A 14235-nucleotide genomic window follows, 5' to 3' on the forward strand; every position below is an offset into this window, starting at 1 on the left:
TTGCTGCGCCGCCACAATGAGATAGCCCCTAACTAAAAAGGCCGCCCGGAGGCGGCCTTTCGAAATCGTAGTGATGCGCCGTGTTACTCGGCTTCCTTGGCCACGGCCTTCTTCTTTGGCGCGGCCTTCTTCTTCGGCTCTTCGGCCTCGTCGCCGGCCTCAGCCGCCTTCGATTCACTTGCCTTGGCCTCAGCCTTCTTCGAGGCAGCCTTCTTCGCCGGCTTCGCCTTGGTCGTGGTCTCGGCCTCCTCGTCGTCGGCCATCAGCTCTTCCTTGCCGACCTTGACGTCGTTGACCGAGATCTGGCCGAGCAGATAGTCGACCACCTTCTCCTCGAACATCGGAGCGCGCAGCGCGTTCACGGCTTCCGGATTGCTGCGGTAGAACTCGAAGGCTTCCTGCTGCTGGTTGGCCGGGAAGCGGCGCACCTGCTCGAACAGGCCGCGCTGCAGTTCCTCGTCCGACACGGCGACACCGGCCTTCTCGCCGATTTCGGCCAGCACCAGGCCAAGGCGCACGCGGCGCTCGGCAAGCCGCATATATTCGGCGCGCGCTTCTTCTTCCGTCGTCTCTTCATCGGCGAAGGTGCGGCCGGCGGCCTCCAGGTCGCGGTTGACCTGCGCCCAGATGTTGTTGAACTCGGCCTCGACGAGCTTCGAGGGCGCCTCGAAGGAATAGGCGGCGTCGAGCTGGTCGAGCAGCTGCCGCTTCACCTTCTGGCGGGTCATCGAGCCGAACTGGTTCTCGATCTGGCCGCGCACGATCTCGCGCAGGCGATCGAGCGATTCCAGGCCGAGATTCTTGGCAGTCTCGTCATTGACCTCGAGCTCGCCAGGGGCCGACACTTCCTTGACGGTGACGTCGAAGGTGGCTTCCTTGCCGGCCAAATGCGCGGCCTGGTAGTTTTCCGGGAAGGTGACGGTGATCTGCTTCTCGTCGCCTGCCTTGGTGCCGATCAGCTGGTCCTCGAAGCCCGGGATGAACTCCTTGGAGCCAAGCACCAGCGGCTGGTCGGTACCGGCGCCGCCGGCGAAAGCCTCGCCGCCGATCTTGCCGACATAGTCGATGCTCACGCGGTCGCCCTCGGCGGCCTTGCCGGTCTTCGGCTCATAGCTGCGCGCCGATTCGGCAACGCGCTTGACCTGATCCTCGACCTCCGTGTCCGGCACGTCATAGACCTGACGCGTCACCTTGATGTCGGAGAAATCCTTGATCTCGATCGCCGGGATGACCTCGTAATTGAGGCTGAACTCGAAGTCGGTGCCGCCGGCCAGGATCTTCTCGGCCTCTTTCTCGTCTTCGGTCATGATCACTTCGGGCTGCATGGCGGCCTTTTCACCGCGGCCGGTGATGATCGAACGGGTCGAGTCGTTGAGGATCTCGTTGACCACCTCGGCCATGAACGACTTGCCGTACATCTTGCGCAGGTGCTGCACCGGCACCTTGCCCGGACGGAAGCCGTTGATCCGGACTTTGTCGCGGGCGTCCGTCAGCCGCGCCATCAGCTTGGCTTCCATGTCACCCGCCGGCACGGTGACCTTGATCTCGCGCTTGAGACCGGAATTGAGCGTTTCGGTGACCTGCATCCTAAAACCTTTGTCTTCATCAATGGGACTGCCAAACGGTTTCAGCCGTTCACAGCCTGCCGGTATGATCTTGCCGGAAATGGCTCTTGGTACGGAACCTGATGATTTGACCGCTGATGCGGTTCAAACTCTCCTGAACTGCGCTTTCTGAACCGTGAGTAAGTCTTTGTTTTTCCTAAAACTTTTCACATGTTGCAGAAGCGGATATTCACGTTCCGTCACATTCGACACGCCTTTTGTCACAGGCGAGGCTAATTTTCAACCATCTTCGCGTTTAGCCGTATGGACGCGATCTGAGCCCCGACATTGACAGAATGATGGCTACATGGGATTGCCGGGGAACGCGGATGTGGCGGAATTGGTAGACGCCCTGGATTTAGGTTCCAGTGCCGAAAGGCGTGGGGGTTCGAGTCCCTTCATCCGCACCACTCTTCGCTCTGACGAGCTTAGGGTGGCGAGCCCCACCTGAGGCTCGAAGAGCCGAACGTGTCCTCCGAGGATTTGGCCAGGGAGGACTAGTAAAGCGGCTCCTCGAACAGCGTCTTGTCACCGTCCATCAACGCCTTGATCTGCGCGGTGCCGTCGGCCGCAAGCGCAAGCTTGATGCTGAACGGCCGCACCCGCATGTCGTTCTGGATCGCCATCCCCTCGCCCTCCGGCACGTAGAAGCGTCCGATGCCATAGTCCGGCTCGATCGTCGCGTCGGGCTCTTGCAGCCCCCAGCCAGCGTTGACATGCCCTGCGATATCCGCCTCGTCCGCGCCGGGCGGCGTCGGCGCCCGGCCGAACCAGGCGGCCATCGGCTGCCAATAGCCGTCGGCGCCCTTCTTCAGCCGCACCACGATCGGGCCGTCGTCGCTGGAAGACGCCCCTTGCGGGACATTGGCGATCAGCTTCACGGGGATCCGCGAAATGCTGTTGTTGAGGAAGATGTAGTCGCCGCGCAGAAGGTCGCGCGGGTCGACCGGCTGGACTTTGACGAGCACTTCCTTGCCGTTGCGCAGGATCGCCGCGCGACTGGCGATGATCCAGCTGAGGAAGCCGATCTGGACAAGCGCCAGCACCAGCGCCGCGACGATGAGTTTTCTCCCGCTCATGCCGTTGCTCCCTTCCCGGCTGGCGCTTTCATGCGCTTTTCGACACGGATGATGACCAGCGCCAGAACGCCGAGCAGCACCGCCGCCGCCAGGAAGAAGCCGGCTGTGTCGAGCATCGATTGCAAGGTGACGACGTAGATGATGGCAAGCTCGAAGGCGAAGCCGGCATAGGCCAGCCAGCGCAGTCCGCGACTCTCGCGGCCCGCCAGCATGATCGCCGCGACGATGCCTGCCAGCGCCACGACCGAGGCAAGCGCAAAACCGCTGTTGTAGCTGCTCTCATCCGCCAGTTCGAACTGGACCATCGCAATGCCGGTGAGGAAGCCGAGCAGGGCATGCAGCGGCAGCCGGCCGCCAAGTTGAACAACCTTGTCGATCGGATCGCCGCCAAAAACCGCCGCGGCAAACAGCAATGCCGAGGCGACGGCCAACGGGATGCCGATCCGCAGCGAGTCGTGATTGCCGAGCAGGAGCACGAGATAGAAGAGGATGGACAGGATGATCAGGTGACGGGCGGCCTGGCTGCGCGTCCAGAAGGAAATGGCAAACAGCACGACCGCCATGACCAGGAAGAAATGCGGAAACTCGCCACGGCCGTAAAAGTCGAAGCCCCTGAGGAACAGCCAGGCGTCCGCAATGCCGACCGCCGCAACCGTCAGCGGGTTGGAGCGCAGCGCAACCGCGGCCAGCGCCGTGCCGGCGCACCAGGTCACCAGCGCCGAGGCCTCGTCGCCCGACAGATGGTACATCTGGCCGATCAACGCGATCGAACCGCCGAAGGCTGCCGCGGCGACGATCCACAGCGCCTCGCCGATCGCCGCGTGGTCGCGCGTCTTCAAAAAAGCGCCGCCGACATAGCCGCCCAGGATGACGGCGAAGAGCGCGGCCACGCGCACGACGCGCGGGATGGCTTCCCAGTTGGCGGCAACGAAGATCAGGATTGCGGCGCCGAACAGGAGTGCCGCCATCATCGCCAGGATCGAGCCGAAACTCAGCGATGCGCGCTCGTTGGCGGCGACATCGCGTAGCAATGCGTCCGCCGTGGCGGGATCGACCAGCCCTGCCTCGCGCCAGTGCGCGATATCCGCCCTTACCCGTGTCGAATAGCCCGCCATGCAAGTCCCCCAGCCCGGTCACATCTTTAGCCGGAACTGCCAAGCCGTTGACGCAGTGGCATTTTCCGATTCGGCCTTCTTTGTGTCGCAGGCGTGAACGGCCGTTAATGTTGCATTGCACAATTTGCATTGCTGCCATGCGCCAACGGCACTTTTAAATCGATACGACCCCGCCTACTTTCTGTTCGTACACAAACGGAATGATCCGAACCAAAGACGAAACGAGAACTACCATGAACCTGATCCGCAACTATCGCAACTGGCGCCGCTACCGGGACACCGTCTCCGAGCTGAGCCGCCTGTCGAACCGTGAACTGACCGACCTCGGCATCAGCCGCAGCGACATCCACTACGTCGCCCGCAAGGCGGCCTAATTCGCTTCGGACCGCAAATGGTCCGAACCAGTTTTTGAAGAGAGTATACGACAATGAACCTGATCCGCAGCTATCGTAACTGGCGCGTCTACCGCGACACCGTTACCGAGCTGGGTCGGCTTTCGAACCGCCAGCTCCATGATCTCGGTATCGTTCGCGACGAGATCAAGATGGTCGCCCGCAAGGCGATCTAAGGAATTTCGCCAGGATCGACCTCCTCCCCGATCCTGACGAATACGGCCAACCTTCACCTCCTCCCGAGGGTTGACCACCGAAACGGCGCCCGCCGGACCTCCTCCCCCGGCGGGCGTTGTTTAGAAGCAAACGCAGTTCGTCTTCCAGAAGCAAACGCAGTTCGTCTTCCAGAAGCGAACGAAGTTCGTCTTCAAGGGGTTTCGCCCCCTCTAAAAAGCGAAAGGAATTTCGTCAAAGCCGACCTCCTCCCCGGCGATGGCGAATACGGTCGATCTTCACCTCCTCCCGAGGATCGACCCCCAAAACGACACCCGCCGGACCTCCTCCCCCGGCGGGTGTTGTTGTTCTCAGAGCATGATCCCGAAAAGTGGGAACTGGTTTTCGGAAAAGATCATGCTCCAGCAGGAATCAGTGCCCCCCTCCCTCGGCCGCCGGCAATTGCAATCGCTTCGCCAAGCGATTATTCCGGCGCTCATGAGCAAAAATCCCGTACACGTCATCGGCGGCGGCCTCGCCGGTTCGGAAGCCGCATGGCAGATCGCGCAAGCTGGCGTCCCCGTCGTGCTGCATGAGATGCGCCCGGTGCGCGGCACCGACGCGCACAAGACCGATGGGCTGGCCGAGCTCGTCTGCTCGAACTCCTTCCGCTCCGACGATGCCGAGAACAACGCCGTCGGCCTGCTGCATGCCGAGATGCGGCTGGCCGGTTCGCTCATCATGAGCGCCGGCGATGCCAACCAGGTGCCGGCCGGCGGCGCGCTGGCCGTCGACCGCGACGGCTTTTCCAATGCTGTCACAGCGAAGATCGAGGCGCACCCGCTGATCGCTATCGAGCGTGAGGAAGTGCCTGGGCTGCCGCCCGAGGACTGGGACCAGGCGATCGTTGCCACCGGCCCGCTGACGGCGCCCTCGCTGGCGCAGTCGATCGCGGAAGCCACCGGCGCCGATGCGCTTGCCTTCTTCGATGCGATCGCGCCGATCGTGCATTTCGACACGATCGACATGAACACCGCCTGGTTCCAATCGCGCTACGACAAGGTCGGGCCGGGCGGCACCGGAAAGGACTACATCAACTGCCCGATGGACAAGGAGCAGTATTTCGCCTTCATCCAGGCATTGCTCGACGGCCAGAAGACGGAATTCAAGCAGTGGGAAGGCACGCCCTATTTCGACGGCTGCCTGCCGATCGAGGTGATGGCCGAGCGCGGCGTCGAGACTTTGCGCTACGGGCCGATGAAGCCGATGGGGCTGACCAATGCCCACAATCCGACGGTCAAGGCCTATGCGGTGGTGCAACTGCGCCAGGACAATGCGCTGGGCACGCTCTACAACATGGTCGGTTTCCAGACCAAGCTGAAGCATGCCGAGCAGGTGCGCATTTTCCGCACCATTCCGGGGCTGGAAAACGCCGACTTCGCCCGGCTTGGCGGCCTGCACCGCAACACCTACATCAATTCGCCGACGCTGCTCGATCAATCGCTGCAGCTGAAATCGCGGCCCGGCCTGCGCTTTGCCGGCCAGATCACCGGCTGCGAGGGCTATGTCGAGAGCGCGGCAATAGGCCTGCTCGCCGGCCGCTTCGCCGCCGCCGAGCGCCTCGGCCACGCGCCGTCGCTGCCGCCAGCGACGACCGCCTTCGGCGCGCTGCTCAACCACATCACCGGCGGCCACATCGTTTCCGACGACGAGCCGGGCAAGCGCTCCTTCCAGCCGATGAACGTCAATTTCGGCCTGTTCCCGCCGGTGGAAGCGCCGAAGACCGAGGGAAAACGCCTGCGCGGCAAGGACAAGACCGTCGCCAAAAGGCACGCGATCACCTCGCGTGCGCTGACGGATTGCCGTGGATGGCTGGGGCTGCCGGCGCGGGCCGAGGCGGCGGAGTAGTTCATGGCTGACGTCTCCAGGCTGCCCCAGGTTTTACCGCCGGGTTTGCCGACGAGTGCCAAGCCTTTCACTGGCGACTACGAGATTTGCTGGAGCATCTACGTCCAATGCACGAACCTGCGGAAGCTGCGCGAGGTTCACATACCGGCGCTCGAAGCGTTGATCGGCCAGCCTCATGGCGGCAAAGGCTGGTTGTACGAGAACGAAAATTACAATGAGAGCCGCGATCGAAGCCTGAAGCGAATAATCGCCGTGCAGAGTGTCAAAGGGCCCTACACCGACCAGCTGCTGCTCGCTTTCATGAAGACGCTGTACTCGCTCTCATCGTTCTGGACCATCCAGGCCCGTCTCAATCCGTCACATCCTCAAGGCGTGTACGTCAGCGCCCGGTTCCAGAGAGAAAACCCCGGCTCGGAAGCGCCTGCGGTCGTTGACGCGCTGGTCGAGTTGGAAGCAAATTTCACGGACGCGCAGGGCCATACCTTCGGGCGGAGTTTCGGTAAAACACGGCGTATCAGCGCTGCCGTGCCTGGTGACAGCCCAGCCGCAGGGTAGATTCGAATCCGGGCACCTTTGGCTGGTCCCGAGGATAGAGTAGAACCCTACTTGCTGCCTAACGGAGCCGTTTAATGGAAGCCGCCGAAAAGCTGTCCGTCACTGTCACGCCAGCCATGGCGCGCATGATTCGCGAAAAGGTAGAGGACGGCTCCTTCGGCTCGGCCAGTGAAGTCATTCACGCAGCGCTCCGCGCCTTCCAGCGCGAGGAGGAAGAGCATGCCGAGCGCATGGCATCGATCCGCGCGCGGGTGAAAGCTTCGCTCGAGGACCCGAGGCCAAGCGTCCCGGTGGAAGAAGTTGATGCTCGACTGCGAGAGCTCTTCGCCCAACGAACAAAAGGCGCAGGCGGGTCTCCAACCGATGATTCGAACGACCCATCCTAAAGGCGGGAGCTACTCCGCAGGCTCAGCACTCGCCGCCGGCAATCCCGGCTTGCCTGCCTCCGACGGATTTCGCCTGACGTAGGCCGCCTTCAGCGTCTCCGATGTGTCGCGCGAACCGTCATGGCTCCATCCAGGCGGCTGAATGAGATAATTGATCCGCTGGCCGAGCGTCAGGCCCGGCGCAAACGCGTCCTTGAACATGCCGATCCACTCGTGGAACGCGACCTTCAGCGGGTTGAAGGTGCCGATGTTCTTGACGATGCCGTAGCGCGGCCGGTCTTCCTCCAGTTCCTCGACGAAGGTGCCGAACATGCGGTCCCAGATGATCAGCGTGCCGGCATAATTGGCGTCGAGATAGCGCGGATTGGTGGCGTGGTGGACGCGGTGATGCGAGGGTGTGTTGAAGATGAATTCGAACCAGCCCCACATCTTGCCGATCGCCTCGGTGTGGATCCAGAACTGCCAGACGAGGTTGAAGCCGAAGACGAAGGCAATCACCGCCGGATGGAAGCCGAGCAGCACCAGCGGCGCCTGCAGCACGAACATGAAGGTGAACAGCCCGGTCCAGCTTTGCCGCAGCGCCGTCGACAAATTGTAGTGCTGGCTGGAATGGTGGTTGACGTGCTCGGCCCACACCCAGCGCACCCGATGCGCGATGCGGTGGTAGATATAGTAGCGCAAATCGTCGAGCAGGAAGGCGGTCACAAACACCCAGACCGACAGGCCGAGATTGAAGAAGCGGAACTGCCAGAGCCACAGCAGCGCCCAGTAGGACACGACGCCGAGCAGGATGCCGGCGACGACATTGCCGGTGCCCATCATCAGGCTGGTCAGCGTGTCGCGCGTCTCGAACGATCCCTTGGCGCGGCCGGTGCGCACCAGCCAGAGCTCGATCAGAATCGCGGCGACGAAGAAGGGAATGGCAAGCTGGGTGACCTGCGGGAAATCATACTGGTCCATCACGCCGCCTCTCGGATCTGATCGTGGTTCTGCAGCGCCGCCGCCATGGCGCGCGCGCCGGCCTCGTCTGCAAAAGTGAAGCGGCCGCCCTTCCAGGTGAAGTCGTTCAGCCTGAGCGACAAAACATTGCCTTCCCTCGCCATCGCCAAGATGTCGTGCGGTGTGACGATGCGCGTCAGGAAACAGTCGCCGATGCTGTGCACGATGGCGCAGCGCCGTGGGCCAAGATCGAGAAAGGCACTGTGGCGGTCCGCGGTCAGCCACACGTTCCCGGGCTTTTCGTCGGGAAAGTCTTCGGCAAAGCGGGCAAGCGCTTGCTCGGCGCCGGCAAGTGTCGCGGTTGTCGTACCACCGGTGAAGTGCACAGCCGCGACAGAGAGCGCGATGCCGAACACGACTAGGACGACCAGGACTGGCAGGCTCATGGAAAGGCGGCTCCTCCGGCGACCGCATTTCTGTGACGCGAGTCCGCCTGACAGAACCCCTAGCATGGTTGACGTTTACGTCAAAGGGCTGTCCAGCCCCGCATCGCATGACGCAGGAGCAACCAGTGCCGGCGGATGTTCAGGAGCTTTGCCGTCGCTACGAGTGGTGACGGCCCTGCCTTCTCCATCTTGTCGAGATAGGCTCGCGTCAGCGCCAGCGGCAGGAAGGCAGGCCGCAGCGCAACGGGAAGCGCCGACGCGCCTTTCTGAAAGGCGTTGAGGTGTTCCCGCGCCAGCGCGATCATCGCCGCCACGGCGCGCTCGGCAGCCTGCGCATCCTCGCCTTTGACGAATGCCTCCGGCGACGTGCCGGCCGCCGCCAGTATGTCGGCCGGAACGAAACACTGGCCGCGACGGCGGTGCAGCGGCAGCAAAAGCAGAAGCCCGGTGATCGCCTGCGCGCAACCCGCCCTGCCCGCCAGTTCGGCAAAGCCCGGCGCCGCAATCGGATCGAGCGCCATCGCCGCAAGCTGGATCAATGCCGCGGCCGTCTCGCCGCAATAGCCTTCGAGGTCGGTCCGCGACGGCATCGGATCGTCATAGAGGTCGAAGATGCGCGCCTCGAGCATGTTGTCGAAAGCAGTCTTGGGCAGCCGGTTTGCAGCAATCGTCGCCCGCAGCGCATCGGCGATCGGGTTGCCGGTTTCGGCATCGTCCTCGGCCGCGATGACGTCGCGCCACCATTGCAGCCTGACCTCGCCGGGCAGCGGCTCGTGGATGCGGTCGCGCACGCCGGCGATCTCGGCATTGAAGGCATAGAGCGAAAACAGCGCGTCGCGCTTGTCAGCCGGCGCGTAGAGCGCCGACAGATACCGGTCATGGTCGGCGGCGCGCACCGCATCCATGACGATGCCGCCATTCGCTACGATTTTGGGCGTGCCGGCCATTCAATCGACGGCGATCAGCGCCGCCGCCACGGCGCGGTCTTCGGCCAGGAGCACGTTGTAGGTGCGCACCGCCGCCCCGGTCGACATCGGGTCGGCCGAGATGCCGGCTTCCCTGAACGCGGCGCGCAAGGCGGCCGGCAGCGGCCGCAACTCCTTGCCCATGCCGACCAGCAGGATCTCGACCTTGCCGGCCTCGCCGAACAGTTTTTCGAAATCCGAGACCTTCAGCGCCAATGGATCGGCCGGCTCCCAGCCATGGATGCCCGACGGCAGGACGAGCAGCGAGCCGCGATGCGACATGTCGGCGAAGCGGAAACCGCCATTGCCATAGGCCTCGATCGGCGCCCTGCCCGGGAAATGCGCCTCGCGGATGATGATGCCTTTGGCCATAAGCCGCGCGATTTCAGGTCGCCACGGCCTTACCGCCGTTCACCGGCTTCTTCTCCTCTTCGGTCGCCGTGGCCTGCGGCCTCAGCTTGAACAGGATCAGCAGCGGCGCGGCGATGAAGATCGACGAATAGGTGCCGAACACGACGCCAAACAGCATGGCCAGCGTGAAGGAGCGGATCACCTCGCCGCCGAACAGCACCAGCGCCAGCAGCGCCAGGATCGTCGTCACCGAGGTCAGCGTCGTTCTCGACAGCGTCTCGTTGATGGCGTTGTTCAACAGCTGCGGCAGCGGCATCTTCTTGTATTTTCGTAAATCCTCGCGGACGCGGTCATAGACGACGATGGTGTCGTTGAGCGAATAGCCGATGATGGTCAGGATCGCCGCCAGCGAAGACTGGTTGAACTCCAGCCCGGTTATGACGAAGAAGCCGATCGTCATCACCACATCGTGCACCGTGGCGATGATGGCGCCGACCGCGAACTGCCATTCGAAGCGGAACCAGACATAGAGCAGGATGCCGACCAGCGCGATCAGCATGGCGATCGTGCCCTGCTTGGCGAGTTCGCCCGACACCGTCGGGCCGACGACTTCGACGCGGCGGAAGTCATACTGGTCCTGCAGTTCGCCCCTGACCTTGTCGATGACGGTCTGCTCGGCATTCTCGCCGGCGTCCTGCGTGCCGACGCGGATCAAGACGTCGTTCGGCGCGCCGAACTGCTGCACCTGGATTTCGCCGATGTTGAGCTCTGACAGCCGGTTGCGGATGTCGCCGAGATTGGCATCGCCTTGCTTCGACTGCACCTCGATCATCGAGCCGCCCTTGAAGTCGATGCCGTAATTGATGTCGATGGTCAGGAAGCCGACGACCGACAGGATCGACAACAGGCTGGACAAAGCGAAGGTCCAGCGGCGGATGCCCATGAACGGGATCTTGGTGCCCGGCGGGATGAAGGTTACCGGCGCGCGCGGCAATTCCTTCGGGCGGGCGCGGCGCAGCCAGATCGACACAAGCATGCGGGTGAAGGTGAAGGCAGTGAAGACCGTGGTCAGGATGCCGATCGCATAGGTGATGGCAAATCCCTTGACCGGGCCGGTGCCCAGCCAGAACAGCACAACGGTCGCGATCAGCGAGGTGACGTTGGAGTCCACGATCGTCGCCAGCGCCTTGGTGAAACCGGTGTCGATCGACTGGATCACCGATCGCCCAAGTCGTCGCTCCTCGCGTATGCGTTCATAGATCAGCACGTTGGAGTCCACGGCCATGCCGATGGTGAGCACGATACCGGCGATGCCAGGTAAGGTCAGCGTGGCGCCGAGCAGCGACAACACGGCCACGATCATCGCGACGTGCACGGCCAGCGCGATGTTGGCGAGGAAGCCGAGGAAGCCGTAGGCCACGAACATGAAGGCGACGACGAGGATCGAGCCGATCACGCCCGCCACCTTGCCGGCATGGATGGAGTCCTGCCCGAGGCCCGGACCGACCGTGCGTTCCTCGATCACCGTCAGCGTCGCCGGCAACGCGCCGGCGCGCAGCAGCACGGCGAGATCGTTGGCGCTCTGCGCGGTGAAGTTGCCGGAAATCTGGCCGGTGCCGCCGAGGATCGGCTCGCGGATCTGCGGCGCCGAGATCACCTGGTTGTCGAGGATAATGGCGAACAGCTTGCCGACATTCTGCGATGTCGCCTGGCCGAAGCGCGTCGCGCCCTTGGAATCGAATCGGAAGGAGACGACCGGCTCGTTGTTCTGCGAGTTATAGGTCGCCTGTGCGTCGACCAAGTTTTCGCCGGAAACGATGACGCGGTTCTCGATCAGATAGGGAACCGGCGGATCGTCCTGCGAATAGAGGACGGTGGAGCCTGCCGGAGGCCGGCCCTTCAGCGCGTCCTGCACCGGCATCGACTGGTCGACCATCTGGAAGGTCAGCTTGGCGGTCTGGCCGAGGATTTCCTTCAGCCGCTGCGGGTCCTGCAGGCCCGGCACCTGGACCAGGATACGGTCGTCGCCCTGGCGCTGCACGATCGGCTCGGTGGTGCCAAGCTCGTTGACGCGCCGCTCGACCACTTCGATCGATTGCGTCAGCGCCGTCGAGGTGCGGTATTTCAGACCGGCGTCGGTAACCGTGAATTTGAGCAGGCCGGGCTCGGAATCATCCAGCGCCATTTCCTGGATGGAGCCACCGCTGAACAGGCCGGCCGCCACCGGATCGGTCAGCGGCTTCAACACCTTCTTGGCCTGATCGATCTGCGTCGGGTCCGAGATGCGCACCTGCACCGTGCGGCCGGAGCCGGACAGGCCCGTGTAGTTGATCTTCGGATTGGCGTCGCGCAGCAGCGTCCTGATCTCGTCGCGCGTCGTCTCCATCCTGTCCTTGATCAGATCGTTCTGATTCATTTCGAGCAGGATGTGCGAGCCGCCTTGCAGGTCGAGGCCGAGCGTCATCTGCCGCTTCGGCACCCAGCTCGGCAGTTCGGCCAGCATGCTCGCCGGGAAAAGATTGGGCGCGGCGAGGACCACTGTGACGGCAACCGCCAGCCAGATCAGGATCATCTTCAGGCGCGAGAAATAGAGCATTCGTTCTTATCCGTTCAGGCGTACAAGCGGCAGCGTTCCGCCGTCGGCTGGGTTGTTGTCTATCATCGTCATTTCAGCCACGGCCGGCCCTATCGCGCTTCCTCGACGATTGTCAATCTCACCGGCAGCGCGCCGGTGCGCATCAGCGAGGCAATGGCCTTGGCTTCCGAGCTGGTAAAATTCCCCGATATCTGGCCGGTACCGCCCTTGATCGGTTCGCGAATGATGGGGGCGGAAATCACCTTGTCGTCCAAAATCACCGCAAATGGCCTGCCGACATACTGTCTCGTCGCCCATTCGAAACGCTCAGTACCCCTGGAATCGAGCCGGAATGCGACAACAGGCTCACCAGTCAGAGCATTGGGCGTCGCGTTGGCGTCAATCACATTCTTACCGGAAACGAGTATTCTGTTTTCGATAAGGTAGGGAATCGGCGGATCGTCCATCGTATACAAAACCGACGAGCCCACAGGCGGCCGGCCATTGAGCGCATCGTTCACCGGCATCGATGTGTCGACCAGTTGAAAACTCAGCCGGCCGGGCCGGGTAAGCGTTTTTCCCAGGCTCTGCAAATCCTCGACGCCCGGCGCCCGAACCAATATGCCGTCCTGGTCCGCCTGGCGGATTCCGGCACCGGCAATGCCAAAATCCTGCAGGCGATTTTTGACGACCTCGATCGATTGCTTGAGCGCGGCGGTGGTTCGGGATTTCACGCCTGCGTCCGTCATCGTGAACTTCAGCAGGCCGGGCTGGCCGTCGTCCAGGGCCAGCTCCTCCATGCCGGCGACAAGATCGGTCAAGCTCTTAAGCGCGGCCTTGGCGGCCTCGACCTGGCTGGCATCGTCGATATGCACCTGAACCGCACTGTCCGACACGGCAAGTCCGCTGTAGCGGATCGTCGGCTTTGCGTCGCGCAGCAGCGTCCTGATCTCGTCGCGTGCCTCGGCCATGCGGCTGCCGACCAGGTCAGTCATATCGACACGAAGCAGAATGTGGGGGTCGGCGGCAAGAACAGTCGACGTGCCGAAGATCACCGAGACCAGGGCAAGCCCGATCGCAATGACCTTCAGGCGCAACAGATAGACCATATGCTGCCGTTCATCGAACCTTCCCCGCGACCCATGCCGCAGGGCATCTCGGTTACTTCTTGGCGTTCTGGTTCGCCACCGGCTCGCCCTTGACCCGCACATCGGCGATCGTCGAGCGCAGCGCCGTCACCTTGGTGCCGCCAAGGTCGATCTCCAGCTCGTTGTCGTCGATCACCTTGGTCACTTTGCCGACAAAGCCGCCGCCGGTCACCACCGTGTCGCCGCGGCGCACCGCCGCCAGCATCTCCTGGCGCTTCTTCAGCTGCGCGCGCTGCGGCCGGATTATCATAAAATACATGATCACGAAAATCAGGACAAATGGCAGGATCATGCCCAAGTCCATGGCACCGAACGGCGTTGATGCGGTTTGGGCGTAAGCCGGGGTGACGAACATCAAGAAACTCCTGGATGGTGAAATTACCGTCGGGGCGGCCCCGCGAAATTGGCCGGAATATAGTCGCTAAACTTGCCAATGCAACTCCGCTACTGGCCAAATCCATTGCTTTTCCAGCCGTTTGGCGCGTGCTAGAGCGTCGCAGCCGGAAGCGTCTGGGGCTTCGCCGAAAAGATCATGTTCCAACAAAAGCTTGGGGCTGGTTCTTGCAGTGCGGCCTGGGAGCTGTTTCCGCATTGCGAAATGCCCGAACGAAAAGACCCG

General features: G+C 62.8%; 15 protein-coding genes and 1 tRNA gene. 6 read left to right on the plus strand and 10 right to left on the minus strand.

Annotated features, from left to right (window positions below; translation table 11 throughout):
• Positions 1 to 83 precede the first annotated feature (83 nt).
• Complete coding sequence (gene tig / locus FJ988_RS05630; protein WP_140815767.1) at positions 84 to 1586, minus strand: trigger factor; 1503 nt, start codon at positions 1584 to 1586, stop codon at positions 84 to 86.
• A gap of 343 nt (positions 1587 to 1929) precedes the next feature.
• Here tig and FJ988_RS05635 point away from each other — a divergent pair.
• A tRNA-Leu gene (locus FJ988_RS05635) sits at positions 1930 to 2014 on the plus strand.
• Between the two features lie 87 nt (positions 2015 to 2101).
• Here FJ988_RS05635 and FJ988_RS05640 read toward each other — a convergent pair.
• Together FJ988_RS05640 and FJ988_RS05645 are read right to left on the minus strand one after the other, a co-directional pair.
• The gene (locus FJ988_RS05640) at positions 2102 to 2683 is read right to left on the minus strand and encodes a GDYXXLXY domain-containing protein (protein WP_140815768.1); all 582 of its coding nucleotides are present in this window, start codon (positions 2681 to 2683) and stop codon (positions 2102 to 2104) included.
• The gene (locus FJ988_RS05645; protein ID WP_140815769.1) at positions 2680 to 3798 is read right to left on the minus strand and encodes a DUF2157 domain-containing protein; all 1119 of its coding nucleotides are present in this window, start codon (positions 3796 to 3798) and stop codon (positions 2680 to 2682) included. Before FJ988_RS05645 ends, FJ988_RS05640 begins: the two co-directional genes overlap by 4 nt.
• Before the next feature lie 233 nt (positions 3799 to 4031).
• Between FJ988_RS05645 and FJ988_RS05650 the strand changes: the two genes are divergently transcribed.
• The 5 genes from FJ988_RS05650 (at position 4032) to FJ988_RS05670 (ending at position 7192) form a co-directional block, all read left to right on the plus strand.
• Entirely contained in the window at positions 4032 to 4172 is a 141-nt protein-coding gene (locus FJ988_RS05650) for a DUF1127 domain-containing protein (RefSeq protein ID WP_140815770.1), read from the plus strand.
• A gap of 53 nt (positions 4173 to 4225) precedes the next feature.
• Positions 4226 to 4366: a DUF1127 domain-containing protein gene (locus FJ988_RS05655; RefSeq protein WP_084508100.1), complete on the plus strand. Its 141-nt coding sequence runs from the start codon at positions 4226 to 4228 to the stop codon at positions 4364 to 4366.
• 475 nt (positions 4367 to 4841) lie between these two features.
• Entirely contained in the window at positions 4842 to 6251 is a 1410-nt protein-coding gene (gene trmFO, locus FJ988_RS05660; protein ID WP_140815771.1) for a methylenetetrahydrofolate--tRNA-(uracil(54)-C(5))-methyltransferase (FADH(2)-oxidizing) TrmFO, read from the plus strand.
• A 3-nt stretch (positions 6252 to 6254) separates the two neighbouring features.
• A complete protein-coding gene (locus tag FJ988_RS05665) occupies positions 6255 to 6806 on the plus strand; it encodes a hypothetical protein (RefSeq protein ID WP_140815772.1) in 552 nt (183 codons plus the stop codon).
• A gap of 74 nt (positions 6807 to 6880) precedes the next feature.
• The gene (locus FJ988_RS05670; protein WP_140815773.1) at positions 6881 to 7192 is read left to right on the plus strand and encodes a type II toxin-antitoxin system ParD family antitoxin; all 312 of its coding nucleotides are present in this window, start codon (positions 6881 to 6883) and stop codon (positions 7190 to 7192) included.
• A 9-nt stretch (positions 7193 to 7201) separates the two neighbouring features.
• On the opposite strand, the gene FJ988_RS05675 is transcribed toward FJ988_RS05670, so the two are convergent.
• The 7 genes from FJ988_RS05675 to yajC all read right to left on the minus strand — a co-directional run bounded on the left by FJ988_RS05675 (position 7202) and on the right by yajC (position 13971).
• Complete coding sequence (locus FJ988_RS05675) at positions 7202 to 8152, minus strand: sterol desaturase family protein (protein ID WP_181183427.1); 951 nt, start codon at positions 8150 to 8152, stop codon at positions 7202 to 7204.
• Complete coding sequence (locus FJ988_RS05680; protein ID WP_140815775.1) at positions 8152 to 8577, minus strand: hypothetical protein; 426 nt, start codon at positions 8575 to 8577, stop codon at positions 8152 to 8154. Before FJ988_RS05680 ends, FJ988_RS05675 begins: the two co-directional genes overlap by 1 nt.
• An 80-nt stretch (positions 8578 to 8657) precedes the next feature.
• Entirely contained in the window at positions 8658 to 9524 is an 867-nt protein-coding gene (locus FJ988_RS05685; protein ID WP_246688439.1) for a phytoene/squalene synthase family protein, read from the minus strand.
• On the minus strand, positions 9525 to 9914 hold the full coding sequence (locus FJ988_RS05690) for an Mth938-like domain-containing protein (RefSeq protein WP_140815776.1): 390 nt from the start codon (positions 9912 to 9914) through the stop codon (positions 9525 to 9527). It lies immediately after the preceding gene.
• Between the two features lie 13 nt (positions 9915 to 9927).
• A complete protein-coding gene (gene secDF, locus FJ988_RS05695) occupies positions 9928 to 12489 on the minus strand; it encodes a protein translocase subunit SecDF (protein ID WP_140815777.1) in 2562 nt (853 codons plus the stop codon).
• 89 nt (positions 12490 to 12578) lie between these two features.
• Positions 12579 to 13577: a SecDF P1 head subdomain-containing protein gene (locus FJ988_RS05700; RefSeq protein WP_140815778.1), complete on the minus strand. Its 999-nt coding sequence runs from the start codon at positions 13575 to 13577 to the stop codon at positions 12579 to 12581.
• 52 nt (positions 13578 to 13629) lie between these two features.
• Complete coding sequence (gene yajC / locus FJ988_RS05705; RefSeq protein WP_140815779.1) at positions 13630 to 13971, minus strand: preprotein translocase subunit YajC; 342 nt, start codon at positions 13969 to 13971, stop codon at positions 13630 to 13632.
• Positions 13972 to 14235 lie beyond the last annotated feature (264 nt).

Source organism: Mesorhizobium sp. CU3 (assembly GCF_006442965.1).
Lineage (GTDB): Bacteria > Pseudomonadota > Alphaproteobacteria > Rhizobiales > Rhizobiaceae > Mesorhizobium.